The sequence below is a fragment of the Gemmatimonadota bacterium genome (assembly GCA_022560615.1).
Classification (GTDB): domain Bacteria; phylum Gemmatimonadota; class Gemmatimonadetes; order Longimicrobiales; family Gaopeijiaceae; genus UBA1138.
Genome location: JADFSR010000028.1, coordinates 1 through 23,426 on the forward strand (window position 1 = coordinate 1; position 23,426 = coordinate 23,426).

The following is a 23,426-nucleotide window of genomic DNA, read 5'->3' on the forward strand; positions in this document are numbered from 1 at the left end:
CGAGCAGCCGAGCGCTGGACGACGAAGGAGGCCTGAATACCGGGGCCCCCGCCCACTTCATCGTGGCCGAGGACTCCGAGGGCCGCCGCATCCGCTTCCGCTTCGAGGGGGGGCCGCCGAAGCGGGAGGAGTCGTGACTTCTACTCGGACCTGATGGGCTGGGAGGTTCGCAACGACAACGGAGAAAACCAGGCGTCGCTCCGGATCGGTGACGTGGGCAACATCATCATCCGCAATAGCCGTCGACCCATCAGCGAGAGCCGACCCAACCGGCCTCCACTCACGGGCGTCATCAACCACATTTCATGGCGCATCGACAACTTCGACACCGACGAGGTGCGGGCCGAGCTCGAAGGTCGTGGCCTCAATCCTCGCCGCGATCAGGCCGGTGGGGCCGACTACGACAGCTACCACGTCCTCGACCCCGACGGCTGGGACCTGCAAATCGCCAAGTAGGGAGATGCTCCGCGCGGAGCACCCACACCTAGTCGGGAATCAGGTCTTCACTGCGCCCTCAGTGCTTCCGTCGGGTCGCCCCGAACCGCCCTTCTCGCGGGAATCCAACACGCCACGAGCGCGACGCTGACGAGCAGGAGAGGCACTGTCGTGAACGTGAGCGGGTCGAGCGGACGCACTCCGAAGAGAATCGTGTCGAGCACCTGCATGACCACGGTCGATGCGGCGAGCCCCACGATCGCGCCTGCCAGGACGGGGCGCATGCCGCTCGCCACGACCATGCCGACGACCCCTGCGCGCGGCGCGCCAAGCGCCACGCGGATGCCGATCTCGGGAATGCGGCGGCTCACGGAGTGGGACACGACACCGTAGATGCCTACGCTCGCCAGGAGGAGCGCGAGGACTGCGAAACTGGTGAGCAACAGGGAGAAGAACCGAGGCTGGGCGGTCGAGGAATACACCACGTCGTCCATGACGGCGAGGTGCTCGATGGGCTGGTCGGGGTCGATGGCATGGACCGCCGCACGCACTCGAGGGAGGAGCGACTCAGGATCGGACTCAGCCCGCACGATGAAAGCCATTCCTCGCCGGGGGTTCTGCGCTTGAGCAAGATAGAGCGTGGGACGTGGGTCCTCGGCCAGGCTCTGCTGGTGGATATCCCCGACGACTCCAACGATCTCGGCCGGCGTGCCCCCGAAGAGCAGGAAGCGGCCGACGGCCGTTCCACCGGGCCAGTATCGCCTCCGCAATGCGTCATTGATGATTACGACCGGCGCCACATCCATTCTGTCTTGCCTGGTGAAGTCCCTTCCGGCCACCAAAGGCACACCGGCTGCCCGGAAGAAGCCCGGGCTCACCTGGAGCAGGTCCGCTCGCTGTGGACCGCCGGCGATCGGCTCGGACCGGTCGGCTATGGAGAACTCCGTCGACTCCCCCGAGCGACGAAGAGGTAGATACCGAATCGAGCCTACGGACTCGACGCCAGGCAGACTCTCGAGACGCTCCATGAGGGCCTCATAGGCCGCCAGATAATCAGAGCGCTCAGGATAACGCGCGTCGTTGATCGTCAGGCTCAGAGCTACCAGCCGGTCGGACTCCATGCCCACGTCTACGCTCTGGAGCGCCCAAAGGCTGCGCAAGAGGAGACCGGAAGCGATCACGATGAGCATCGCGAGGCTCACCTGGCTCGCGACCAACACTGCCCATGTGCGTGACGCACCGGGTCGGCTGGCGCCCGCCCGCCCAGCCGCGCCACGGAGACGATCCGTACCGACGTGACGTGTGAGGTTCAGCGCCGGGAGCAAGCCGAATGCCAGCGCGGTGCCCACCGTCAGGGCGAGCGAAAACATCAGCACGGGGGCGTCGATTCCAATCTCACCCGACCTTGGCAGGAGACCTGCGCTCCGGCTCAGGAGCGCCTCCGTGCCCCAGAAGGCGAGGGCCACGCCTGACGCTCCACCGGCCACACTGAGGAGTACGCTCTCCGTCATCAGTTGGCGGATGAGGCGGCCCCTGCTCGCACCCAACGCCTGCCGGATAACCAGCTCGCCGCGGCGCTCGACGCCACGAGAGAGGAGGAGGTTGGCCACGTTGGCGCACGCGATGAGGAGGATGAGACCCACGGCACCCAGTAGGACGAACAGGGTCGGTTCGACCCCAGCGGTCATGCTCTCACGGAGCGGTACCAGCTCGGCTTCTTCCAGACCCTCGTTCTCATCCGGCAGCTCGGCCACCAGCGCGGCCGAGACCGCCGAAAGCTCCTGGGTCGCCTGCTCGAGCGTCGTGCCGGTCTCGATACGGCCGATCGCCTCGAGAAACCGAACCTCCCGGACGTCCAGCGGAATCGAGCTCGGTGGGATGATCGTGAGAAACACCCATACCTCCACATCCCTCGTCGGGTAGACGAAGTCGGGAGGCATGACCCCGGCCACCAGGAAGGCGGAGTCGTCGAGCCGGATGACGCCCCCGACGACGGTCTCGTCGGCCCCGAAACGTCTGACCCAGAAGTCGTGACTCAGAACTACGACGCGATTCTGGCCGCGCTCCTCAGAGTCGAGGAGCACGCGACCCAGATAAGCGTCGCGACCCAAGACGTCGAAGAAACCAGCCGAGACATACGCCGTTCTCACCTCGACCGCCTCGTCACCCCCGGTGAGCAAGAGCCCACTCGGCGAAGTGGAGTAAACGGCCACCGCGCTGAGCGGCGTGGTACGTGCCGCCCAGTCCTCACGATCGGGCAGGGAAAACGACCCGCGCCTGTTTCCGGTGCGTGCATTGACGTGGTAGAGCCGCACGAGTTGTTGCGACTCCTGAAAGGGCAGCGGGCGGAGCAACACCCCGTTCACCACGGAAAAGATGGCCGCGTTGGCGCCGATCCCCAGCGCCAGAGTTCCCACGGCCACGCTCGTGAAGACTGGTCGCGCGGCGAGCATGCGTATGCCCACCAGTGTGTCTCGAATCAACGTCCCCATCGCCTCACCACCTCCCTCTCGTTCATCGACGCGCCATCCGTGTTCGCCGGAGCCCACTCGGGCCTGCAGCGTTCCTCTCTCCGAGACCGCGGTCATCACATTGTCCAGCAGTGCTCGGGCCAGAAGAGCCATCACCCCGAAACGTCCTCGGGTACGAAACGCCTCCTCGGCGCGCAGAGTAAACGCCTCGACCAACTCGGCCCCGAACTCCCGTCGAAATTCGGAGGGATGCACGATCAGCGAAGCGCGGTGCAGGCCCCGCGCGATGCGAACGGCGCTCGGCAGGGCCGTCACGAGCCCAGATCGGCAACCGCTGAGTCGCGCGGCGCCGGGTTGGCCCGCGCCATGTCCAGGAGCGCAGCCATCCGCTCGGCCTCCAGAGCGGCGAGCTCCCGGCCCCGGTCGGTCATGCGATAGAGTCTACGTGGCCGTCCCGGCGCCGCATCCGATGCCTGGTCTCGCACCTCCTCGATCCAGCCCTCCATGAGCATCCGTTTGATGGTCGCGTAGAGCGAACTCGGTAGGAGAGACACCCTACCCGCGGTCCGCTCCTCCACTCTCTTCATGATCCCGTACCCGTGGAGCGTCTCGTCGCCGAGGGCAAACAGCATGCTGAGCACAGCGATGCTGGGGGGTCCTGATCGGTCGGCTCTGGTTCTCATGGCGTCCCGCTTGTATCAGTTATCCGATTATACGTTATAACATGATATATGGCCGAGCGGAACCTTCACGCCTCGAGCGCACGTCGCATGATCTCCATATCGCCGTCGAAGGAGCCGGGCTCGAGAGGCCCGAAGGAGAAACGGAAGAAGCGGTCGAGCGGAGACGCCGACCCACGGCGAGCCATGTCGCAGTCGGTACCCATCAGAACCGCCGCACCCTCGGGGAACAGTCGGTCGTTGAGATCGGCGGCGCTCTGCCCGCGGGGCAGCCTGCACCAGTGGTAAAACCCGCCTCCTCCTGAAAAGAGCTTCAGTCCCATCCGTTCGAAGGCCGCTCTTTGGCGCCCGGAAGCTTCCTCATGGGCCAGTTGCCGCTGTGGGGGTCGATCCTACTCGGCCTGTTGGGCGCGCTCGTCTGGCTTTTCTGTTTGCTAGAACTCGTGAGCGAGCGGCTCACCACGTTTTTCATTGTCGGACTCGTTTTGTTCGGCGGTTCCATTACCGGCTACTTTGCGAGTCGCGGCTACCTTGAAGAAGGGCTGTACATGGCGACCGCGTTTGACCTACGTGATGACCCCGATTCCGACTTTGTGCGTGGGACGAAGTTGATCGACACCTTCAGTCCCATCGTTAACTCGAGCCTTTATGGGCTCGTCCTCTCGGTCCTCGCTTCGTCTCCGTGATCATTGTGAGCGCGCTGTTCGCGCTGGGGCTGCCGTTGGTGGTGCTGTAGGAGGATCTGCTCGCGGTCTGGAGGAGGGTCAGGGCTCAGATCGAGCACGACCCCGCCCAACGCATCGGCGCGGCTCTAGGAAGCCCTCAGATTCTCGACCGCCGCTTCCTTGTGCGCCCAGCGTGCGCATCGGATGTTGACCCTCAGTGTTGACCCTCCCGTGCCGAGGACATCCCGATGTCTGCTCTCAGCTCGTGCCTCGATTTCACCCGTTGTCTCGGTCGGCCCTGGGTAGGCGCTTTGGTCGTGCCGCTGTTGTTGTCCGCTTGCATAGGGGACACGAACAGTGAGGCCAGGGTGAGTCAGTCACAGTTGCTGAGATCCATCCGGTCTCAGACCTACGCGTACAAGACCGTCGAAGGGCTCCAGATCAAGGCAGATGTTCATCGGTTCGACGACGATGTGACTCGTCCCGTGGTCATATGGATTCACGGTGGTGCATTGATCATGGGCAATCGCGGAGGGGTGTTTGGCGTCACCGAGATGATGCTGGAGGCCGGGTATGTGGTCGTATCGATCGATTATCGTCTCGCGCCGGAGACGAGGCTCCCCTCCATCATAGAAGACCTTGAGGACGCGTTCGCTTGGGTGCGCACACAGGGGCGTGAGCTATTCAATGCGGAAACGAGCAAGATCGCGGTAATGGGATCGTCGGCGGGTGGGTATCTGACGCTCGCCTCCGGGTTCCGCGTCGAGCCCCGACCAACGGTATTGGTCTCTTTCTGGGGCTATGGCGACCTCGTCGGGGACTGGTACAGCCAACCAAGCGAACATCCTCGACACAATCGGAGAGCGATCTCAGCGGAAGAAGCCTATGTGCAGGTCGGCGGGCCGCCGATCTCCGATGCCCGTGATCGAGACGGGAATGGAGGGATCTTCTACAACTACACGCGCCAGAAGGGGCTTTGGCCGAGAGAGGTGTCCGGGTGGGACCCGCACACGGAGACTGAGAAATTCTACCCGTTCATGGCTGTAAGGAACGTGACGGGTGACTATCCACCGACGATGCTCATTCACGGGACCGACGACACTGATGTGCCGTACGAACAATCGCTGATGATGGCCTCGGAGCTTGAAGAGCACGGTGTGTCCTACGAACTCGTCACGATTCAGGAAGCCGAGCACGGATTGGCAGGTGCGGACCCAGAACGCGTGGCCAGGACCTACGACCAGGCGTTGGCCTGGGTGAACCGATACATGCGCTAAGCAGACCGAGTGCCGAACTGATGGACCCCGTCACCCGCCTGAACGCAGCCCTAGAGGGCCGCTACCGCATCGAGCGTGAACTCGGTGAAGGTGGCATGACGACGGTCTACTTGGCCGGATGACCACCGAGGCGGCCCTTCGCGAGCACCTTGTGAAGCTCCTCACGAGCGCATGGGCGCACGTCACGGCGGAAGACGGCATTGCCGGTGTGCCCCCCGATCAGCGTGGCGCCCGCCCACCAGACCACCCGCACACCATCTGGCAGCTTCTGGAGCACCTTCGGATCTGTCAGGACGACCTGGTGGGGTACAGCCGAGATCCGAACCATGTCTCGCGGGACTTCCCGGAGGGATACTGGCCCGAGTCGGACGTGCCCGAGGATGAGGAAGCGTGGGAGGCGAGCGTGGTGGCCTTCATGAATGGTCTCCAGGAGATGGTCGCGCTCGTGTCCGATCCCTCGAGGGACCTCTTCGAGCCACTTGCGTGGAGCGACGAAGGCCACACGTTGCTCCGCGAGGCGTTGATCCTGGCGGACCACAACGCATACCACCTTGGACAGATCGTGCAGTTGAAGAAGGCGCTGGGGGTCGGCCAGAGCAATCCCTGGGAGATGCCCTGAGGCGTTCTCCGCGTCACCGACGTTGAGCGCCAGCCCTTCCGCTCGATGGGCTTCGTGAGCGTGATCATCGTGAGCGTGCTGTTCGCGCTGGGGCTGCCGTTGGTGGTGCTTGGAACAGAGGTCGAAACTAGGAAGCCTGTGCGGGACCCTCTAGCCGTTAATACGACGACGATAACGCAGGCAATGCGAAGTGAGTTGTCCCCGTTCGGTCGGGGCGTCAACCTCGTCGGGCGCTAACCGGAGCCCGCACCCCTGGACCGAGAAAGTGATCGGGAAGCTCGTCCACACAGGAACCGGTTCCCCACGGAGCATCACGGGGCTGAAGCGGAACACCTCCGCGAGCCTCATCGCCGCCTCGTCGAGCGGCGCGTGGCCGGACGACTGATAGACGCCCCAGACCACGACATCACCCTCGGTGTCGATGAAGAAGTGGACGAATACCGTGCCCTCGATCTCGGCGTCGCGAAGGAGCGGCGGATAGGCGGCCCCCATCGCCGTGACCACTTCTTGTCGGTAACCACCAAGGGCCCGAAGGAGAAACTACTCATGAGATTAACCCGAACCCTCATCGGCATCGCGGTGGCGGCGTGCTTGTTCGGGCAAAGCGCGGACGGTCAAGTCTTCGCGGCCGATGAAACCGCCCTGGCCGGTATTTCGGCAGTGGACCCAAAGCTCCTAGTGACTTGGGATGCACAGATTACCGCTAATGGTGGCAGGGAGTCGCAGTACACGATGAACGTCATGGATGCGTTCGAGTTGGGATTGCTGCGTGCCGGCGTGACAGTGAGCGGGGACGGCAGATTCCTTCGGTGCTCCGTTCAACTTCAGTACCGGGAAATAAGCACGTCGAGTAGCATAGTCGCATACAGTGTTAGCACCAACTTGCACGAGCTTATCGGAGCACCGGAGCAGATGCAGTGGGCCATCACATGGGATGTTAATGCGCTGGGAACTGTCGGTATCGACGAACTCGACGGCGCAAGCGTCGGACGGTGGTGCGCGGAGACGTTCGAGCTTGACTGGCGGCGGGCGAACCAGGGCGGAAGGGGACTCGCCGTGGAGCCAGTCCAGTAGGAGCGCCCGCACCGATCTCGGGACCGACCCTCGGGTCATGGGCACTAGTCAACAACGCTGCCAACTACCTGACATCGAGCGAGGCGACGGCATCTACCGCTTCGATGCTCGTCGCGTCTGGGCGGCGGAATATTGTGCAGCGTGATACGCCTTTATGTCCGACACTGAAACGCGTGGCTCCCACGGCTTCCTGCACAGATTGCGGGTCACGATATCTCCCCACATTTCTAAGGTCGCCTCCCACTCGTCATCAAGTGCCGGTTTCTGTTCGCGTCGTATCTCGCCCACCGTCACCTCTCCCGTTGTCGGGCTCCAGAGCACGAGCGCGTCGGGTAGCTCGGCTAGGGTCATCGGCGCTGCGTCTCTGCGGTTCATACCGTGGGCCCTCGCGGTGACGGGATTCGTGCCTTGGGCGAGTCCTAACCGCCACCAAAGATACGGCCGCGCGCAAGGATGTGCAGCTTGTACGCTAAACCGTACAATGTTGTACGCAATACCGTACAATCCGCGCAGGGAGAGCGTCGGGTCAAATGGGCAGGGCGCCGGAGCCGCCGAGTTGGGTCCGAGGTCGCCCGCCACTACTGAAGGCGTCCCGGGGAGACCGTTAGATTAGGGTCATGGACTTGACGTCTGAGGAGCAACCTGTCGTCCGTCGTGCCGTGGCCGCGTACAACGCGAAGAAAGGGTACGAGGGTCCATTCAAAGGGACGACTGCTGACGAGGTTCTCGAAGAATTGAAGCCGTCTCCCGTGCGTTGGACTGAACTCGCCGCGTACGTGATAGGAATGGCAGAAGGACCCGCACGAAGGAGTCGTTAACGTCGCTGTGGGTGGCGAAAACCTCATCTGCCGCGAAATTACTGGCCTTTCACGGTTCAGTGAAAGCAGGCGTCGATGTTGGATTGGGTACGTATCGTGTGGTGGAGTGTCGTTTCCGCGCTGAAGGGTCAACGGGATCTCACGCTTGAGAACGTAGCGCTCCGGCACCAACTGATGGTGCTCCAGCGGCAGTCTGGGAGGCCACGGCTCAGGGACCGTGACCGGCTCTTCTGGATCTGTCTGCGCCGTCGCTGGCCCGGTTGGCACCGGGCCCTCGTCCTGGTCCAGCCTGCCACAGTCGTGAACTGGCACCGCAACGGGTTCAGAGCCTATTGGCGTTGGAAGAGCCGGTCCAACGGTGGCCGTCCGAGAATCGATCGCGAAGTGCGAGAGTTGATCCGCGACATGTGGCGCTCGAATCCTACCTGGGGCAAGCCGCGCATCCAGGCCGAGTTGAACAAGATCGGCATCGAAGTCAGCGACTCCACGGTCTCGAAATATCGGCCGAGTCAAGACAGGCCACCCTCTCAAAGCTGGCGTGCGTTCTTGGACAACCACCTCAGGGACGTCGTAGCGATCGACGTCTTCGTGGTTCCAACGTTGACGTTTCGTGTCCTGTCGTTTTCCTCGTCATGTCCCACGACCGGCGTCGCATCCTGCACTTCAACGTCACGACCTCGCCTTCGGCTCGGTGGTCCGCCCAGCAGATGCGTGACGCCTTTCCCTACGATACCGCACCTCGCTATTTGCTTCGTGACCGTGACGGTATCTTCGGTACTGAGTTCGTCAGGTGTGTCGAGTCGATGGGCATCAAGGAAGTCGTCACGGCCCCCGCCTCGCCGTGGCAGAATCCTTTTTATGAACGTTTGATCGGATCGATCCGGCGAGAGTGCCTCGACCATGTCATCGTCCTGAACGAACGCCACCTCATGCGGGTTCTTCGCAGCTACGCGTGCTACTACCACTCGTCGCGAACTCATCGGTCATTGGACGACGACTGCCCTGATCCGCGTCCTGTGGAGCCGCCCGAGATGGGCGATGTCATAGCAATCGCCCAGGTTGGCGGGCTTCATCACCGCTACACCCGCCGGCTCGCTGCCTGATCCCTCGCCTCCCCGAGGCTGATTGATCCCACCGTCGCGTGCACATAGCGGGGGGAGGGCCATCCTTGCGTGCTCAAAGCCGGGTCATCATGTGCTCAAGTCTGAAAAGGCCCAGCCTGATGCCTACTCTACCTGACACCACCAACCGAATCGCCGGTTGATCCATCCGTGTGCCACTCTTGAGTCACCCGTCGTCCCTCGGATGAGGTTTTCGCCACCCACAGGATGAGGGTCGACGGGCGACCATGAGAGGGCCGCAACACAACCTGTATCAACGCTCGCCAGCGCTGGTCGGGCCCAATCAGCCCGGCAAATGCTTCCTGAGCGCCTGGATGGTCATGTTCACATGGCGTATTCCCGCGCCCTCATCGTAGACGATCAGCCCGGCCGCACGCCCGCGGAGCTGCTCGCCCTTCGAGCCCGCATAGTCCGCCAACGTGCGAGCGAGAGCTCCCCGAACATCTGGCTCTCCGTTCCAGTCTGCGACGAAGAGCGAGTCGAGTGGCAGCTCATGAGCCGACCCCTGGAGCAAGGCGGTCGTTACTACCGCGACGAGCGTGTTGGGTAGGAAATTGGTGTGGAAGCAGATCGGGGAAAACTTCCCCCGCTTCGGACGATGTCGATCGAATTCCGCCAGCAGGTCCTCCCGGTAACGGTTGAGGAGCCCGTATAGCTCCGCATGCTCGGCGGTGTGATCCGCCAGGGCGGGAGGCGCTTCGTCGACGAACGCCCAGGGGTCGGGCGTGAGGCCGTTCAACAGAGCGTCGACCACATTCTCGCGCACCGCTCCGTCGATCCCGGCTTCGTTCAACCGCGCGTACTCGCGCATCAGCGTCACGAGGCAGAACAGAAGCCACGGATAGTCCGCGACGTTGTCCTCTCGTAGGCGACCAAGATCTCGCTTGTACATGAGCGCGAGACCCCAGCGCAGGTGGCTCCCGAGAACGGCCGAGGCGATCAGCGTGAAGCGCAGCTGATGCGCCTCGGTGAGTCTCTGCACCCTTTCGATGAGGCCTTCGTAGCCCTGCTCCTCAGGGTGATAGTGAGAGACCGCGAGCACCAGAAGTGTCTCGGCGTTCTCGACAAACCGCTGGCCACTCCCCCACGGCCCCTGCAGATGGCCCACGAGCCGGGTCACGCGGTCGAGCGTGGCAATCGCGTCTCCTCCGTCCCACGCCCGCACCGCGCACAGCGCCAAGACGTGGAGGAAGTAGTAGTCCAGCAGAATGGCGAGCGAAGCCCGTGTCTTGAGCACCGCCGGCCCAAAAGAACTGCAGTGGTCGAGCATGAGCGTGGGCAGGTTGTCTTTGCTGAACCGATGGTCCGCAAACTCCCACGCGTGAAACACATGGAGCCCCTCTTCGCGCGTCCGGCTGTCGAGCTGGAAGATCATGTCTCGCAGCGAAAGCGGACCCGCGGCGGGGCGGAGGACGTGGGTCTTCATGCTGGAACGGAGGCGTTTCACTGCCGTGCCGAAGCTCCGCCCTTCGAGCGCCCAGTCGAGCATCTCACCGCGCGCGGGGCCGGCGAGCACGGTCTCGAGGACCGCGCACGCGTCGTCGCAGGTGACCTCGGATATCGATGGATGACGGTCGGGCTCGAGCATGGGCGGGCATCCACTGTTTGGCTGCAGGGATGGTACCCGGCCATCCGCCGCGGTGGCAAGGATGGCCCACCACATTCTCCCGTTCTATTCTTGCCAGACTGCCAACTCCCATAGCTCTTCCCGGGAGATCGGCCTCGCCGTAATCCGCACGTGACTTCTCCGACAAAGCAGGGAAATCGTGATACCGACAACGCAGCGGAGATACAGGCCCCGCACCCCTGGGCTGGCCGTGGCCAGCTTATGCGCCCTTGCGGTCGGTTGCTCTCCTCGCGCCGGAGGCACACCTGAGCCAGAGGGCCTCCCGAGCGGCTCGTACGAAGACTTTACGCCTGAAGAGCTGGTTCGCGTATTCAACCTTCGGGAGAGTGAGGTGCCCGTACGCCAAATGCCGGGCTGGGCCCCGCCGACCAAAGTCGTGGTCGTGTTGCCCGAGGAGTGGGAAATCCGAGAGGAGCGCATGGCGTTCCTCCAAGCCGTCGCGCCCGGGGTCGAGCTCGTCCCCGTGAGGGACCAGCGCGATGCAGTGGATCGCGGCGTGTTGGCCGACGCTCAGGTCGTCATGGGCCTTGGCTGCAGCGCGAGCACGGTAGCCGTGATCGGGCCGGAGACCCGCTGGATCCAGTCCGGTAGCGTGGGGGTCGATCGATGCTTCACCAACGGAGTCGATGCGCCAGCAACCAACGCGTTCCTACAGGAAAACGACATCCTCGCTACGTCCATCCGCAGCATGACCGCATCGGCTAGTGCCCAGCACTCCCTGACGATCATTCTGTCGCTGATCGGTGGGATGGACATCCACTTGGACCGGCAGAGAGCCCATGTATGGGGGCGGACGACCACCGATGTCGTGAAGGACGCGAACCTCGACCGGGAGTTCCAGGACAACACGCTCCTGCTCGTCGGCTTGGGTAGCATCGGGACCGAGGTGGGTCGCCTCGCGCACGCGCTGGGGATGAGGGTGATCGCGACGCGAAATACTCGCACGCGAGGGCCCGACTTCGTGGAGTACGTCGGACTGTCGGACGAGATGTACGAGCTCGCGGGCGAAGCCGATGTGGTGTTCGCCGCGGTACCGATGACGCCTGATACCGAGGGGATGTTCGACGCCAGGTTCTTCGACTCCATGAAGGAAACGGCCTACTTCGTCAGCGTGGTCCGCACACCTGTGATCAACTGGGACGACCTCAAGGCGGCCCTCGCCTCAGGGGCGATCGCCGGATATGGCACGGACGACCTGCCTCAGCGGGACTTCGAGCTCTGGGATATGCCGCGGGTTATCATGACACCTCACGTGTCGGACTACTCGAATCGATATCGCGACAACCAATTCCTTCTGTATCGTGAGAACCTGCGGCGGTACATCGCGGGAGACCGAATGCTGAACGTAGTGGACCTCACCCGGGGTTATTGATCCCGTCCTGTTCCAAACCCTGCCGAACGTGAATCATGGACTTCGCAGGGGTTGGGGCCAGCCGACGGACAGAGCTCTGGCACCCCTCCGCTCCGCCCATTGTCGGCGAGCCACCCTGCGAGTTCTCTTGCATGAGTATCCCATCGATCGGAGAAAGGGAGATGATCATGCGGCAATCGAGCCTTCTAGTTGGACTCTGCATCGCGATCGTCGCTGCAGGGCTGCTTTCTCCGGCCGCGGCCCAGCAGTGGCAAGTGCCGCGCACGCCTGATGGGCATCCCGACCTTCAAGGCAACTGGTCGAACCAGACAATGACGCCCGTCGAGCGGCCCGAGGGACAGGAGCCCGTGCTGACCTGGGAAGAGGTCGCTGAGCGCGAAGGGCGCGCCGCCGCCGCGTATGAGGCCGGGTCACGTCCGAGCGACCCGAACCGCCCCCCGCTCGAGGTGGGCAGCGCCGTCGGTGGGTACAACCGCGTGTACCTCGATCCCGGAATGCGCGTCGCCGTCGTCGAGGGAGAGCCGAGGAGCTCGCTCATCACCGACCCGCCCGACGGTCGCAGGCCGCCCCTCACCGCGGAGGCCCAGCGGATCCGCGACGAGGTCCAGGCCTTCATGGACTCCTTCGGCCCGTTCGACAACCCGGAGAACCGTACGCTGGCCGACCGCTGCATCGTCGGCTTCGGCGCCCACGGGGGCCCGCCGATGACGCCCAACTACGGGTACAACAGCAACTACACGATCGTGCAAACCGCCGATCATGTGATGATCCACACCGAGCAGGTCCACGACACCAGAATCATCCATCTGAGAGAGCCTGAGCCGGTGCCGGATCACGTCCGCCCGTGGTTCGGTGTCTCCTATGGCCGGTGGGAGGGCGACACGCTCGTGGTGGAGACCACGAACATCCACCCGTTGCAGCAGTACCGACCCCGAGGTTTCGTGGACGCCGGAGTGTGGGAGGTCCGGCCCTCGCCGAGCATGAAGATCACGGAGCGGCTCACGCGGGTCGACGAGGACACGATTCTCTACGAGTTCACGATCGAGGATCCGGAGACCTACACGCGCCCCTGGAGCGGACAGGTCCCGTTCTGGCGCTTCGACGACCTCCTGTACGAGTACAACTGCCACGAGGGGAACTACGCGATGTCCAACATCCTGAGTGGCGCGCGCTTCCAGGAGAGGGGGGCCAGTCATAACGAGCCCGAATAAGGGCGGGCCGATGGTCGCACCACACTCCCGCCACAGTGGGGTTCACACCCGCGCAGGTTGTGAAGGAGCTGCCGTCGACGATGAGCGCGTTGGTCTTGCCGTAGAGGACCGCTCGCGGTTTTCTGACCTGCGCCGCATCTTGAGCGCATGAGCGTCCCAGGGATAGGCGTTTCAACCGCCCTATCGGGAGGGGAAGCGCGGTAGGTGGTAGTGTGGCGTGGGACGGAGAGTAAGGGTCGGGCGAGTCGGGCGGAGAGCCGTTGCCGAGCGAGGCGCGGGTGACGCTCGGATGATGGAGAGGGACGTGGGGATGTTCAGACGGGCGGAAGGACGTGGCCGCATCTTCGGCGCCGATTTCGTCAGGTGCGTCGAGTCGATGGGCATCAGGAAAGTCGTCACAGCCCCGGGGCTCGCCGTGGCAGAATCCTTATTGTGAGCGTCTGATCGGATCGATCCGCCGCGAGTGCCTCGACCATGTCATCGTTCTCAGTGAACGACACCTCATGCGGGTTCTTCGAGGCTACGCGTCCTACTATCACTCATCGCGAACACACCAGTCATTGGACAACGACTGCCCTGATCCGCGTCCGGTGGAGCCGCCCGAGATGGGTGATGTGGTCGCCCTCGCTCAGGTCGGTGGGCTTCATCACCGCTACACGCGCCGGCTCGCTGCCTGATCTCCCGCCTTTCCGAGGCTGATTCTACCGTCCCGTGCACGTGGCGGGATGGGCCTCCTTGGGTGCTCAGATCCTGATTGTCACCCCACAAGCGTGCAACAGCCCACCCAGATGACCCAGCCCACCTGGTCCGGTCTCTCGCCGGCCCTTCACCCCTCGGCGTACCGCCTTTGAGCCGCCCGTAGTCCCGCGTCCCCAACTCGGATGGAGTTTTCGCCACCCACAGGGGTCGCCGAGAATTGGGAATCGACTCGCCTCAACGTATTTCACCCCTGTCCGGGGCACCAACGGTTGCCCTCCAGCATTGTGGGCGTTCGGCGGGTCTGTACGACAAGGGGGAAACGATCATGAGAACGCGCAGCACGCCGACTCCGGTAGCCATCCTCGTCATGACAGCTTGCGGGGTGCTGGCGCCCCCGGCCGTCGTCCGTGCGGCTCCACAGCAAGCCGCCCCGAGCACCCGTACCCCCGCGGTAGTGGGTCAGTTTGAATCGAGAAGGGGGTTGACGAACGATTCCTTCCGATCCTGACGGGTGATTCACTCGATACTGATCTTTACGCAGTAAATTTCAGCCGTGAATCGCACGGGCACCCGACTATGCACTGGTTTTGACTTGACTTTTGGTCGCGAGATTTCGATACTGTAAGCACTCAGACCGTGTGGGTGCACCGCTCGTTTGGTGAGCCCGTATCACGATTGGAAGGACCCCGGGCGATTGGATGCCCGGGGTTTTTTTTGCTTGGTAGCACGGAGGGGTGGGGAATTGAACCCTGCGCCGAAGCGCCCACGATTTCTCAGACCATGTGAGATAAACCAGTCTCGACACCCCTCCGCGCCGCATGGAGTGTCGCACTGATCGGCGGAAAACGCTAACCCCGTATTCCCGTACCGCGGTAGTGGTACAAACTGTACCACTACCTGGAAAAGGATTGACGATGCCCCAAGGGGGGCGTTAGGATCGTGCAAGCGAGCGCCGGCATTGTAGGCCGGAAACCGCTGTGACTACCGCCGGCACTGTTGGCCGGGAACCGTCACGGAGGAGACTCCGCCCGTTCTGAGGGAAGGCCCCCAGAGCGGGTTTTGTTGTTGTGGGGGCTTGGTTCGAGGAGAGATCGTCCGTACCTTCTAAGGTATGCCAAAGCGCTCAAGCAAGACACGGAAGCAGGAAGACGATGCGGACGACCCCAACGTCACCGCGTTCAACGTCATCCAACAGGTCATTGGTGAAGCTGAGCCCGCGCCGCTGGAGCCTGAGAAGCCCCAGCCCGAGAAGAACCCCGCCGCCGTCGCCCTGGGGCGTCTTGGGGGCCTCAAGGGCGGCAAGGCCAGGGCGAGGGCTCTGAGCGATGAGCGCAAGTCGGAGATCGCCAGAAAGGCTGCCCGCGCACGTTGGGCGAAGGAGCCAAACGACGACATGTAAGCGCCCTGTCTACACTGAGTAAGACAAAACGCCCTGACGCCAGTTGCGCGCGTCAGGGCGTTTGCTTATCGTGTCTGCTATGGAGTGCGTCGCACCCCAAAAACAAGGCGGCTCCGGGTGTGGTACCTGGGCAAGGTCCCCGGAGCCGCCGCAACCTACAAAGGACGGTGTTCAGTATGATAATCTGATCGCCCTTGGACGGGGTGAGGGGGTCGGGAAACTGGCCCCCAACGTCCCCGTCTGCGTGAGAACGTAGGTAAGATGTGAATTTTCGGCAAGGGGGAAAGTCATGTCAGGCGACATGAGATTGCTGCAATACGTTGCTGAGCTAGACAAGCAAGGGGCGCTGCTCAAGGAGAAATTGAAGGAGCTAGAGATCGCCAAGGCACACGCCGAAGCGGTACTCTCGGCCCAGGGCTCGGCAATCCTACCAACGGGAACCGAAGCGAGATCGAAGACGGCTGACGGGCCCTACGCCACCATGACCAACCCGAAAGCGATCCAAGCATTTCTCGCCACGGCAGCGAAACCACAGAAGACAGCCGAAATCGCGCGCGGCCTCCGACGAGGAGGTATAGGCAGCTCAGCCTCCAAGTTCGACAACACTGTCTATGGCACGCTCCGACGCTTGGTAGAGGCTGGGGTGGTCGAGAAGGTGGGGCCAGGGCTTTGGAGGCTTCCCGAGGAACCTTCTCCGGGGCTGAGAGCTTAGATTTGCATGACCCAAATAGGACCCGAAACAAGCAAACGTCCACTTTTTGTCTTGACTGCTTGAGCGCTCAAGCATAGATTAGGAGGTAAGCAAAACAGAACTTGGAGTAGACAATGAACGTGTCGAGCAAAGAGAAACAGGCCGCGATCCTCAGGGCACTCGTTGAGGGCAACTCGATCCGCGCTACATCTCGGATGGTCGGATGCTCCAAGAACACCGTCTCTCGGCTGCTCAGGATCATCGGTGACCCATAGGCCTCTCGTCCCCACCCACCCCCCCGAAGCGGCTCAGTTCAATGCGTTCTTCCCGGCATCCCGCTGCGCGCACGCCGAGAAGAACCCTCTTCATTATACGGCCTAAGGGGCTGCTCAAAAACAATTTGGCATTTGTGAGTCGGAAGGACACCGGGTGATCAAGGGGAGATGGTGTAGTTCCAGAGGGGCAGGGTGTCGTTGTGCGCGATGTGGATCTCCTTCATCTGGGCGTTGCTGACTTCGACACCGGTGGCGTAGTGCTGGGTGTGGAGGGAGGCGTTGACCTCGAGTCCGGAGCGGGTGGTGGTGGTGCGCAGGTAGTTGAGGATGGTCTCGTAGTCGCGCAAAGGCACACCGGCCCAGTTGAGGCTGATGAAGCTGAAGAGGCGGTGGTCGGCGGGATTCCACTTGGAAGCGCCCGGGGGATAGTGGCCGACGGTGACGGCGATGCCGTGCTCGCGGACGAGTTGGGAGAGGGCATACTTCCACAGACGGGTGCGGTAGCCGTTGCTGCCACCGGCATCACAGAGGATGAGCAGCTCGCTCATGTCGGGATAGGTGTGCCAGCCTGTGGAGTCGAGCCAGAGGCCGACGGAGTCGACGGCGAAGGCGGCAGTATCGTGGGAGGTGCCGACGATGATCGTGCCGTGGTTGCGGGCCAGGTCGTAGATCCCGTACGGCAGAGCGACGCCCTGAGCATTGGAGCGGAAGTCGTGGATGAGCACGTCGTGGGGCTCACGACGCCAGGCGCGTCCTGGGTTGCGGAAGGCGCCGACGAGTTCGCGTTTCTTGCTGTCGACGCTGATGACTGGGACTCCCCGATCGAGGAAGTCTTGCTTGACAGTGGCGAGGTGGCGGAACTGCAGGTCTCGGTCCGGATGGTGGGTGGAGGCGACGCTCTTGCGGTTGACGCGCAGCGAGTAGTGTTGCTCGCGCAGGGTGGCGGCCACCGTGTTGGGACAGGCCTCGACCCCTCGGGCTTTGAGTTCGTCGCTGAGCGTGCGGGGGTTCTTGCGCGACCACTTCACGCCTGAGATGGGATCACCCGCGGTCTCATCGGCCAGCAGTTCTTCGAGTTCTTTGAGAATAGCGGTTTTTTTTAACCGAGGGTCGACCGGCTCCGGGTGCGCGGACGCGATCAGGGTGAATGTCCACAGCCCCCAACTCTTTGCGGCCTCGGGCCACGGTCTTGACGTTGAGACCTGTGATTTCGGCGATCCGGATGTCGCCGCCGTGGCCCAGCTTCATCGACTCGAAGCCCGCGTAGAGCCGACGCTGCTTCTCGTTGAGGGTGGCCAAGAACCGACGCAGGCTCTCGGCGACCTCCGGTGCCTCGAACCCCGGTGGCCCCGGCGGGCTGGGGGTTTTCTGCACCTGCTGATGCTGCGCCGCGGCCCGACGGCGTCGTGCAAACTGACGGTCACCGCCGGTGAGGGACACATACAGGAAGGAACCGCCGATCTGGTGACGCCTCACCTGACTACGCCCATGAAGAGTCGGCAGCGCGTTGTGCACCCCCACGCCGACGCGTTCCTCGAGTTCCTGGGCATAGCAACCGGCCGGGGCCGTGTCGATCAAATACTGGAGCGTCGCCAACAGCGTCCCATGACGAGAGAAGCGGATGCCCTGGTGCACCCACAGCCCGTCGTCATCCCATTGGGCGCGCTCCGTCAACGTGTAGTACTTCCCGGCGTGTGAGTAGCTGGCGCGGTACTCCAGCCCACGCAGCTTGCGGAACACGGTCATCTTCGCGCTCGTCCCGAGCGCGTCCATCATCTCCGGCAACGTGAGCACGTCGTGGCGCCGGAAGGCCTCGACGAGTCGATCGACGTGGCATCGGATGGGTCGCATGAGGCGTTACCATTGGGTGAGAGTCTACCGTACACACCCAACAGTACCACCGCAGGCTTGGGAAGGATACGCCTGATGTCCGTACCTACGAGTAGGTTCAGAGATGACCAGCCTACAGATTATGGCTCGGTCAGGTATCTCTTGTTCTACTCAGTTCCCATTATTTCTTGAGCAGCCCCTTAGGTCTGTTGTATCCGGTAGATGGAACGCACACGGTCCACTCAGTCGATGTGGAGTCGGGGAGCTTCATGACAGTGGACGTGCGGGCCCGTATGCGTATCGGGGCAGCCGGCCGATGGCTGCTCGGGTTGGGGGTCGGTTGGGCGTCACCGAAGGACGTTCCATACCTGACGTCTAGCCTCGGAGTGAGGGGGGGAGCGGGGTCCGCTGGGGCGTGAACGTCGAAGTAGACGCGTACCGCGTGGCATGGCTTGCTCGCACGGCGGAATACGCGCAGGGTAGGACCATCAACGTACTTTCGGAGCGGCCCTACAAGGCGTGGGAGTCGGCGCTCGCGCTTCGCTTGGCCGTCGAAATTCCGGTGACGCGCGGGAGATAGCAGGGTACCCAGACACAAGTGAAGTGTGTAGCTGTTCTGCCCACACAGGGCCAAGACTTCAGTCTCACACCATTGAGAAGGACCGGGTCAAGGGGACGAAGAATTCCAGAGCAGTGGGCGAGGCCCGTCGCTTTGATTGCACAGCCGTAGCCCGGGTGTCTCCGATAGGAAAGACGGACTCTTGTAGCTTTTGTGGCATCTGACTAGTATGATGGTCCCTAGATTCCTAGGTACCCGCAGCGATGAGATGGACACCTGCGAGGAGGGCGCATGGGCCGACTTTTCAGCCTGACCTATCCCACCGCGACCGTGCTGCTGGCCATCCGGAACGGCCACCGCTACGGCTTCGACATCATGGACGCCACGGGGCTTCCCGACGGCACGGTCTATCCCCTCCTGCGGCGGCTGGAACGGAGGGGGGTATTGGAGGGGAAGTGGGAGGAGGAGGACGAGGCGAAGGCCGAGCGGCGGCCCCAGCGGAGGTATTACGAGCTGACGCCGGTGGGGGAGTTGTCCATGGCCGATGTCGAGGCCCGCTTTGGTGCCCTACCTCGTCTGTTCCAGCCGCGGTCAGAGCCGGCCTGAGGCGGGGAATATGATCGATCACCCTCGAGGACCCGTACCCGGAGCACGAATCCTTGGCTGGGCGGCGCGGCTCGTCCCACGCCCGAGACGGGACGCCTGGCGCCGCGAGTGGGAGGCCGAGATGGCCTACGCGTGGACGCGGATGAACCGACAGGGACCGCCCACCCGATTCGCGGTCTGGCGGCTACGCATGCGGGTCACGGCTTCCTGCATCGACGCACTCGCAGAGAGGGGGGCGACGATGACGATGACGGGACTCTGGAGCGATGGGCGATTCGCGCTGCGGGGACTTCTACGTGCTCCGGGCTTAGCGGTGATCACGATCGGCACGCTCGCGCTGGGCATCGGCGCCACCACCGCGATGTTCACCGTGGTCAACGCCGTCCTGCTGCGTCCGCTCCCGTATCACAACCCCGATCGAGTCGTCGCGGTGTATGAGACGTTACCGGGCTTCCCTCGCTTCTACGTCAGGCCGTCCCACTTCGTGGAGTACCAGCAGCACAACACGGTCTTCGAGTCTGTCGGGGCGCACCTAGGGCGCGGCGACGAGATCCTGACCGGGGGCGATGAGCCGTTGGTGGTTTGGACGGCCCGCGTCAGCGCCAATCTGTTCACGCTGCTCGGAGTCGCGCCGATTCACGGCCGCACGTTCTACCCCGAGGAGGATCAACCCGGCAACGACGATGTGATGATCTTGAGCCACGGATTCTGGCAACAGCACTTCGGGGCGGATCCGGATGTGATCGACCGGCAGCTTGTGCTGAGCGATCGGACGTTCACGATCGTCGGTGTCATGCCGTCCGGCTTCGAGTTACCCGAGCTAGGGGTGAGCTAGGGGAGGTCGACGCGTGGCGTCCCTGGGCGTTGAGCGCTCGTGAGCGTCAGCTCGGCCCGGCGGTCGGCCACATCATTCCTTATCTGACTGCACGTCTGAAACCCGGAGCGACGGTAGAGCAGGCGCGTCAGGAGCTCGGGGCCATCGCCGCCCGACTCGGCGAGGAGTATCCCGACGGGACGGGCTTCGGCATTCGCGTCGAGCCGATGCTGGACCACACCGTGGGCCGCGTCCGGGCGGCGCTGCTGATGCTTCTCGCAGCGGTCGGTCTGCTGCTGCTCATAGCCGTCACGAACGTGGCGGCCATGCTCTTGTCGAGGGCGATCGAACGACAGCGCGAGATGGCGATACGCCGCGCCCTGGGTGCCGGTCGCTTGCGGCTCCTCCGGCAGCTGCTGACCGAAGGCCTGATCTTGGGATTGGCCAGCGCCGCGACGGGCCTGGTGGCCGCGTACTGGGGAGTCCGTCTGTTGCTTGCGTTGACGCCCGAGAGCCTGCCGAGGACGGCCGACAGTTCCGTTGCTCCGTTCGGGACTAGGACCTACGAAGTGGCCATCGATGGCCAGGCCCTCGGCTTCGCGCTGGGCGTAGCCCTGTTGTCGGTCGTGATCTGTAGTCTCGTTCCTGCCCTGCGGGCCTCTGGCCTCAGTCCGGTCGAAGCTCTGAAGGGCGCGGCCGGCTCCCTGATGGGCGGTGGGCGCTCCATTGGACGGCGTGGACGACGCGTGCGACCGCACGACGTCATCGTGATCGCCCAAGTGGCACTCTCACTGCTCCTGTTGGTCGGGGCCGGGCTTTTGGTCCGAAGCTTTGCGCAGCTTCAGCGGGTCGATCCGGGCATTGAAGCCAAAAATCTGTTGATGGCTAACATTAGTCTGCCGGCCTCGAGGTACAACACACGCGTCCAGCAGGCAGAGTTCTTCAGAGAGCTTATCGAGCGCGTCTCGGGGCTGCCCCCCGTGCGCGCTGTTGCGCTCACAGTCTCTCGTCCCATCAGGGACGGGACCTACCATGTCAATGGGGAGATCGGGGGAGCGGCACCGGGCCAGCCCACTGTGATCGAGAGGTTCCGGTCACATGTGGTGACGCCGGAGTACTTCCGGGCGATGGGCATTCCTCTGTTGAGGGGCCGCATCTTCTCCGCAAGCGAGGGGCGTCAAGAGTGGATCGGGGAGTGGTGGAAAGACGGGTCCGGTCTGGCGGTCATCAACGAGACGATGGCGACACGCTATTTCCCTGATGGAAACGCCATCGGCAAGCGAATAAACTTCAGTGAAATCGTGGGCATCGTGGGCGACGTCACGCAGGACGGGCGCTTCAGGCAGGCTCCCGCACAGGTGTATTATTCGCTGCTGCAAATGCCAGTCGGAGCTGCGTGGCTGGCCGTCCGCACGGATGGAGACCCACTGAGCCTTGTTCCGGCCGTGCGCGCGCAAGTCTTGTCGATCGATCCTGACCAGCCCGTCGCGCGGTTCGCCACGATGGAGGCACTCCTTGCCGATTCCTTGGAGGAACAGCGCATTTCGATGTTTCTCATGTCCGTCTTCGGAGCGCTGGCGCTGATGCTGGTGGTCGGCGGGATCTACGGCGTGGCGTCATACTCCGTGGCTCGGCGAACGCACGAATTCGGCATCCGACGGGCGTTGGGTGGTGGAGCCCCGGCCGTCTTCTTCCTGGTGCTGCGCGAAGGGTTACGTCTCTGCCTCACCGGTATTGCTCTCGGACTGGTTGCGGCCCTGTCGCTCACCCGCATGATCTCCAGTCAGCTTTACGGAGTGACGGCCACCGATCCCTTGACCTTTGTGGCCGTCTGCGTCGGGCTGGTTGCGGTGGTGCTTGTCGCCGGCTACGTGCCTGCGCGCCGGGCAACGCGCGCGGATCCTATGGAGGCGCTGCGGTACGAGTGAGTTGGCTCCGGTACCCCTCAGCTGGAGGAACTGTCTCCGCGGGCTCACTCCCCAGTCGGTGAGCGCCGGCTACGAGCACAGCTGCGGGGTGACGATCGTGGGGACCGCCCGCAGTCTTCGAGCTGGCCGGGACTACCCGCCCAGCTACGCGGAGCTGCGGGCGTGATTCCCCGACGATGCGGCCTGCTGCGACTACCTCGAGCGGCTGCGCTGGCCCGACGGCTTCGTGTGCCCTCGCTGTGGTACTACCGGCGGTTGGCGGACGGACGACGGGCGGTTCTGGTGCGCGCCATGCCGGCGTCGTGTGTCGGTGACCGCGGGAACCATCTTCCACGGGACGCGGACGCCCCTCACGATCTGGTTCGCGGCAGCCTGGTACGTGACGTCCGCCAAGAACGGCGTCTCGGCCAAGACCCTGCACAGGCTCCTCGGTTTCGGCTCCTACCAGACCGCGTGGACCATGCTGCATCGCTTCCGGACGGCGATGGTGCGACCGGGTCGAGATCGGCTTGCGGGAGAGGTCGAGGTCGATGAGACCTTCATCGGCGGTGTCAAAGCTGGGAAGCGTGGTCGTGGCGCCCACGGCAAAGCGCTCGTGGCCGTGGTCGTTCTTGCTCGACTGCGTGGAGCCGGGCTCGGTGATCGTCACGGATGGCTTTGCGTCGTACCCGCCCGCCATCGGCGATGACTACGGGCACAGGCCCTTCCCCGTCGCCGGCTCCGGCATCCAAGCCCATGTGGTTCTGCCTGGAGTACACCGTGTTGCGAGCCTCGTGAAGCGATGGTTGCTGGGCACGCACCAAGGAGCTGTGGCGGGGGACCACCTCCAAGCGTACCTCGACGAGTTTGCCTTCCGCTTCAACCGGCGCCGCTCCGAGTTCCGCGGCCTCCTCTTCAGGCGACTCCTCGAACAGGCGGTCCAAGTGGGCCCCCTCACCTACCAGTCCCTCGTTGTGAACCCGTCCCCCAAGCGCACGAAGCCTCGTCCGCCCAGGGCACACCGCGTAGGACCGTCGTCGCTCTTGGTCCAGCTATCCGCACGCCCGTGGCGTGACCACAACCTGTAGTGGGTACCGCACTCAGATGGATACCCCCGTTACCGATTCGCCGCGTAGCTCAGATTCGTTCGCTGTCCTCGTAGCCAGCCCATGCGGGTCCCGTCCGATCTGGTCATGCCCCCGATGCCCGATTCTACTCTCGCCGGGCCCCGAGGTATCCCTCACCCTCGCCCGGTGACCCCGTTGGAGTCACGTCA

The 23,426-nt window shown here is 63.5% G+C and carries 23 protein-coding genes, 1 tRNA gene and 2 pseudogenes; 18 read left to right on the plus strand and 8 right to left on the minus strand.

Translation table 11 applies throughout. The features are described 5' to 3' along the window. Together IIB36_14505 and IIB36_14510 are read left to right on the plus strand one after the other, a co-directional pair. Nucleotides 1-137, plus strand: a 137-nt coding sequence (locus IIB36_14505) for a hypothetical protein (protein MCH7532951.1), incomplete at its 5' end; no start/stop codon positions are given. 16 nt (nt 138-153) lie between these two features. Further along, nucleotides 154-456, plus strand: coding sequence for a hypothetical protein (locus tag IIB36_14510; GenBank protein ID MCH7532952.1), 303 nt, complete (start codon nt 154-156; stop codon nt 454-456). Between the two features lie 47 nt (nt 457-503). Here IIB36_14510 and IIB36_14515 read toward each other — a convergent pair whose 3' ends face one another. The 3 genes from IIB36_14515 to IIB36_14525 all read right to left on the minus strand — a co-directional run bounded on the left by IIB36_14515 (nt 504) and on the right by IIB36_14525 (nt 3,909). Then, entirely contained in the window at nt 504-3,221 is a 2,718-nt protein-coding gene (locus IIB36_14515; GenBank protein ID MCH7532953.1) for an ABC transporter permease, read from the minus strand. Further along, nucleotides 3,218-3,589 (minus strand): PadR family transcriptional regulator, encoded by a 372-nt coding sequence (locus IIB36_14520; protein ID MCH7532954.1) that lies wholly within the window; start codon nt 3,587-3,589, stop codon nt 3,218-3,220. The genes IIB36_14515 and IIB36_14520 overlap by 4 nt, the downstream gene beginning before the upstream one ends. 65 nt (nt 3,590-3,654) lie before the next feature. Further along, nucleotides 3,655-3,909 (minus strand): hypothetical protein, encoded by a 255-nt coding sequence (locus IIB36_14525; GenBank protein ID MCH7532955.1) that lies wholly within the window; start codon nt 3,907-3,909, stop codon nt 3,655-3,657. 39 nt (nt 3,910-3,948) lie between these two features. Here IIB36_14525 and IIB36_14530 point away from each other — a divergent pair, with 39 nt between their 5' ends. The 3 genes from IIB36_14530 to IIB36_14540 all read left to right on the plus strand — a co-directional run bounded on the left by IIB36_14530 (nt 3,949) and on the right by IIB36_14540 (nt 6,147). After that, entirely contained in the window at nt 3,949-4,272 is a 324-nt protein-coding gene (locus tag IIB36_14530) for a hypothetical protein (GenBank protein ID MCH7532956.1), read from the plus strand. Nucleotides 4,273-4,619: 347 nt separating this feature from the next. Beyond that, the gene (locus tag IIB36_14535; protein MCH7532957.1) at nt 4,620-5,528 is read left to right on the plus strand and encodes an alpha/beta hydrolase; all 909 of its coding nucleotides are present in this window, start codon (nt 4,620-4,622) and stop codon (nt 5,526-5,528) included. A gap of 118 nt (nt 5,529-5,646) precedes the next feature. Next, complete coding sequence (locus tag IIB36_14540; protein MCH7532958.1) at nt 5,647-6,147, plus strand: DinB family protein; 501 nt, start codon at nt 5,647-5,649, stop codon at nt 6,145-6,147. A gap of 150 nt (nt 6,148-6,297) precedes the next feature. Here the strand turns inward: IIB36_14540 and IIB36_14545 are convergent, their stop codons facing one another. Then, nucleotides 6,298-6,651 carry an energy transducer TonB gene (locus IIB36_14545; protein ID MCH7532959.1) on the minus strand — a complete coding sequence of 118 codons (354 nt, stop codon included), beginning with the start codon at nt 6,649-6,651 and terminating at the stop codon, nt 6,298-6,300. Between the two features lie 42 nt (nt 6,652-6,693). Between IIB36_14545 and IIB36_14550 the strand changes: the two genes are divergently transcribed. Both IIB36_14550 and IIB36_14555 read left to right on the plus strand, forming a co-directional pair. Further along, entirely contained in the window at nt 6,694-7,221 is a 528-nt protein-coding gene (locus IIB36_14550) for a hypothetical protein (GenBank protein ID MCH7532960.1), read from the plus strand. Between the two features lie 1,621 nt (nt 7,222-8,842). Further along, nucleotides 8,843-9,142, plus strand: a complete 300-nt coding sequence (locus IIB36_14555) for a transposase (GenBank protein MCH7532961.1) — start codon at nt 8,843-8,845, stop codon at nt 9,140-9,142. A 301-nt stretch (nt 9,143-9,443) separates the two neighbouring features. Here the strand turns inward: IIB36_14555 and IIB36_14560 are convergent, their stop codons facing one another. Further along, nucleotides 9,444-10,748 (minus strand): hypothetical protein, encoded by a 1,305-nt coding sequence (locus IIB36_14560; protein MCH7532962.1) that lies wholly within the window; start codon nt 10,746-10,748, stop codon nt 9,444-9,446. 370 nt (nt 10,749-11,118) lie between these two features. Between IIB36_14560 and IIB36_14565 the strand changes: the two genes are divergently transcribed. The 3 genes and pseudogenes from IIB36_14565 to IIB36_14575 all read left to right on the plus strand — a co-directional run bounded on the left by IIB36_14565 (nt 11,119) and on the right by IIB36_14575 (nt 14,047). Then, nucleotides 11,119-12,159 carry a hypothetical protein gene (locus IIB36_14565; protein ID MCH7532963.1) on the plus strand — a complete coding sequence of 347 codons (1,041 nt, stop codon included), beginning with the start codon at nt 11,119-11,121 and terminating at the stop codon, nt 12,157-12,159. 161 nt (nt 12,160-12,320) lie between these two features. Further along, complete coding sequence (locus tag IIB36_14570) at nt 12,321-13,370, plus strand: hypothetical protein (protein ID MCH7532964.1); 1,050 nt, start codon at nt 12,321-12,323, stop codon at nt 13,368-13,370. 376 nt (nt 13,371-13,746) lie between these two features. Further along, nucleotides 13,747-14,047: pseudogene (locus IIB36_14575) on the plus strand (transposase). A gap of 749 nt (nt 14,048-14,796) precedes the next feature. On the opposite strand, the gene IIB36_14580 reads toward IIB36_14575, so the two are convergent. Then, a tRNA-Leu gene (locus IIB36_14580) sits at nt 14,797-14,880 on the minus strand. 300 nt (nt 14,881-15,180) lie between these two features. Between IIB36_14580 and IIB36_14585 the strand changes: the two genes are divergently transcribed. From IIB36_14585 to IIB36_14595, 3 genes are all read left to right on the plus strand, one after another. After that, nucleotides 15,181-15,468 carry a hypothetical protein gene (locus tag IIB36_14585; GenBank protein ID MCH7532965.1) on the plus strand — a complete coding sequence of 96 codons (288 nt, stop codon included), beginning with the start codon at nt 15,181-15,183 and terminating at the stop codon, nt 15,466-15,468. A gap of 289 nt (nt 15,469-15,757) precedes the next feature. Then, nucleotides 15,758-16,180: a hypothetical protein gene (locus IIB36_14590; protein MCH7532966.1), complete on the plus strand. Its 423-nt coding sequence runs from the start codon at nt 15,758-15,760 to the stop codon at nt 16,178-16,180. 113 nt (nt 16,181-16,293) lie between these two features. Further along, a complete protein-coding gene (locus IIB36_14595) occupies nt 16,294-16,434 on the plus strand; it encodes a helix-turn-helix domain-containing protein (GenBank protein MCH7532967.1) in 141 nt (46 codons plus the stop codon). A 158-nt stretch (nt 16,435-16,592) separates the two neighbouring features. Here the strand turns inward: IIB36_14595 and IIB36_14600 are convergent, their stop codons facing one another. Both IIB36_14600 and IIB36_14605 read right to left on the minus strand, forming a co-directional pair. Further along, nucleotides 16,593-17,591, minus strand: a complete 999-nt coding sequence (locus tag IIB36_14600) for an ISAzo13 family transposase (GenBank protein MCH7532968.1) — start codon at nt 17,589-17,591, stop codon at nt 16,593-16,595. Then, nucleotides 17,488-18,285: a hypothetical protein gene (locus IIB36_14605; GenBank protein ID MCH7532969.1), complete on the minus strand. Its 798-nt coding sequence runs from the start codon at nt 18,283-18,285 to the stop codon at nt 17,488-17,490. The genes IIB36_14600 and IIB36_14605 overlap by 104 nt, the downstream gene beginning before the upstream one ends. A gap of 394 nt (nt 18,286-18,679) precedes the next feature. On the opposite strand from IIB36_14605, the gene IIB36_14610 reads away from it, so the two are divergent. The 5 genes and pseudogenes from IIB36_14610 to IIB36_14630 all read left to right on the plus strand — a co-directional run bounded on the left by IIB36_14610 (nt 18,680) and on the right by IIB36_14630 (nt 23,238). Further along, nucleotides 18,680-18,844 carry a hypothetical protein gene (locus IIB36_14610; GenBank protein MCH7532970.1) on the plus strand — a complete coding sequence of 55 codons (165 nt, stop codon included), beginning with the start codon at nt 18,680-18,682 and terminating at the stop codon, nt 18,842-18,844. A 270-nt stretch (nt 18,845-19,114) separates the two neighbouring features. Further along, nucleotides 19,115-19,429 (plus strand): helix-turn-helix transcriptional regulator, encoded by a 315-nt coding sequence (locus tag IIB36_14615; protein ID MCH7532971.1) that lies wholly within the window; start codon nt 19,115-19,117, stop codon nt 19,427-19,429. Nucleotides 19,430-19,550: 121 nt separating this feature from the next. After that, nucleotides 19,551-20,264, plus strand: coding sequence for an ABC transporter permease (locus tag IIB36_14620; protein ID MCH7532972.1), 714 nt, complete (start codon nt 19,551-19,553; stop codon nt 20,262-20,264). Between the two features lie 29 nt (nt 20,265-20,293). Continuing rightward, the gene (locus tag IIB36_14625) at nt 20,294-22,171 is read left to right on the plus strand and encodes an FtsX-like permease family protein (GenBank protein MCH7532973.1); all 1,878 of its coding nucleotides are present in this window, start codon (nt 20,294-20,296) and stop codon (nt 22,169-22,171) included. A 94-nt stretch (nt 22,172-22,265) separates the two neighbouring features. Next, nucleotides 22,266-23,238, plus strand: a pseudogene (locus tag IIB36_14630) (IS1595 family transposase). Nucleotides 23,239-23,426 lie beyond the last annotated feature (188 nt).

Excerpts from the sequence above, each read along its gene's own strand:
- IIB36_14510 (MCH7532952.1), top strand. The coding sequence starts at position 154 with ATGGGCTGGGAGGTTCGCAACGACAACGGAGAAAACCAGGCGTCGCTC.
- IIB36_14570 (MCH7532964.1), top strand. The coding sequence starts at position 12,321 with ATGATCATGCGGCAATCGAGCCTTCTAGTTGGACTCTGCATCGCGATC.
- IIB36_14550 (MCH7532960.1), top strand. The coding sequence starts at position 6,694 with ATGAGATTAACCCGAACCCTCATCGGCATCGCGGTGGCGGCGTGCTTG.
- IIB36_14615 (MCH7532971.1), top strand. The coding sequence starts at position 19,115 with ATGGGCCGACTTTTCAGCCTGACCTATCCCACCGCGACCGTGCTGCTG.
- IIB36_14620 (MCH7532972.1), top strand. The coding sequence starts at position 19,551 with ATGGCCTACGCGTGGACGCGGATGAACCGACAGGGACCGCCCACCCGA.
- IIB36_14555 (MCH7532961.1), top strand. The coding sequence starts at position 8,843 with ATGGGCATCAAGGAAGTCGTCACGGCCCCCGCCTCGCCGTGGCAGAAT.
- IIB36_14590 (MCH7532966.1), top strand. The coding sequence starts at position 15,758 with ATGTCAGGCGACATGAGATTGCTGCAATACGTTGCTGAGCTAGACAAG.
- IIB36_14525 (MCH7532955.1), bottom strand. The coding sequence starts at position 3,909 with ATGGGACTGAAGCTCTTTTCAGGAGGAGGCGGGTTTTACCACTGGTGC.
- IIB36_14530 (MCH7532956.1), top strand. The coding sequence starts at position 3,949 with ATGGGCCAGTTGCCGCTGTGGGGGTCGATCCTACTCGGCCTGTTGGGC.
- IIB36_14560 (MCH7532962.1), bottom strand. The coding sequence starts at position 10,748 with ATGCTCGAGCCCGACCGTCATCCATCGATATCCGAGGTCACCTGCGAC.
- IIB36_14540 (MCH7532958.1), top strand. The coding sequence starts at position 5,647 with ATGACCACCGAGGCGGCCCTTCGCGAGCACCTTGTGAAGCTCCTCACG.
- IIB36_14605 (MCH7532969.1), bottom strand. The coding sequence starts at position 18,285 with ATGCGACCCATCCGATGCCACGTCGATCGACTCGTCGAGGCCTTCCGG.
- IIB36_14595 (MCH7532967.1), top strand. The coding sequence starts at position 16,294 with ATGAACGTGTCGAGCAAAGAGAAACAGGCCGCGATCCTCAGGGCACTC.
- IIB36_14585 (MCH7532965.1), top strand. The coding sequence starts at position 15,181 with ATGCCAAAGCGCTCAAGCAAGACACGGAAGCAGGAAGACGATGCGGAC.
- IIB36_14520 (MCH7532954.1), bottom strand. The coding sequence starts at position 3,589 with ATGAGAACCAGAGCCGACCGATCAGGACCCCCCAGCATCGCTGTGCTC.